Genomic DNA, 1,034 nt, shown 5'->3' with positions numbered 1-1,034 from the left:
GCTCCCGACAAGATAGTTTCTTGTCTTCATTACATTGTCAGAGCCGCTACTTAATTCAGGCTCTTAGGCTCATCTGGTGATACAGATGGTCCATTCTTAACGCGATGGACAGCGCTGCATACGACCTCATGTCGCACGCCCCAAAATCATTCAGAGCAATTACTCGTTCATTTCTTATTAATGTGAATTGCACTACAGCGAGTTATGCGAATACCACTAATCTAGGAATTGTGTGCCTCTTGGCAATCTAACTTCCTTGCATTGTTGATAAGGTATCGATTTGGAATTGAGTAAGTAAGTGAAAGACGGCTATCAGTCGTTTAGTGCGACGATAGTTTGGTTGCTAGCATCGATTCACAGTTAACTAAGTATCTGACAATTGCATTCATTTTAGGGTATGGCATTTTGTAATTGTTGTGTGTAAAATGCACATCCTTGTAATTAATTGCGGAAAATCTCAATGAAAAGCTCTCTTTTTGTACTTCTAGCATTGGCTTCTGTTGGTACTAACGCGACAACATTGACCACTTGCAATAACTTTGGAAGTTCAATTCATTGCCAGAGCAATAACTACCAAAACGGCATGAATCAAGGGCTCAATCAAATTCAAGGAGTGTTGAATGATATCGAATCTCGAAAACGGCAGAAAGAGCAACAAGCGCATGAACTCGAGATGCAAAGAAAGCAGATCGAGCATGAACGCTGGTTAGCAAATCAAAAGCAAAAGGAATTGGAGCGTCAAGCAAGGCAAAAAAATTCTAAAGAGCTGGAATCTCAGAAGACTCACCGTATAAACGTTCAACAAGTAGAGTCAGTCCAAACTTCTAGTGTTATTCAACAGGATAAAGTTATTCATTGGTCTAATAGTTCCCCCTCTGGCAGGATATTGTCACTGTTAAAATTTAACCAGTTTGGGCGGTAAGAATGAATTGTGTCTCGTATTCCAGCAGAAAGAAAAGAAGCCATATTGAAGAAGCTACTGCCTCCATATTCAATGTCAGTAAGCCAGTTGTCAAAAGAGGAAGGCATTAGCA

The 1,034-nt window shown here is 40.2% G+C and carries 1 protein-coding gene; it reads left to right on the top strand.

Annotated elements, in window-relative coordinates:
* The first annotated feature begins 460 nt into the window (after positions 1–460).
* Entirely contained in the window at positions 461–922 is a 462-nt protein-coding gene (locus tag ELS82_RS25245) for a hypothetical protein (protein ID WP_134837795.1), read from the top strand.
* Positions 923–1,034 lie beyond the last annotated feature (112 nt).

The sequence above is a fragment of the Vibrio ouci genome (assembly GCF_004551525.1).
GTDB lineage: Bacteria > Pseudomonadota > Gammaproteobacteria > Enterobacterales > Vibrionaceae > Vibrio > Vibrio ouci.
Note: the sequence above shows the minus strand (reverse complement) of the source record. Positions and strands in the feature narration are given on the sequence as shown.

Coding starts and splice junctions, on each gene's coding strand:
- ELS82_RS25245 (WP_134837795.1), top strand. CDS start 461: ATGAAAAGCTCTCTTTTTGTACTTCTAGCATTGGCTTCTGTTGGTACT.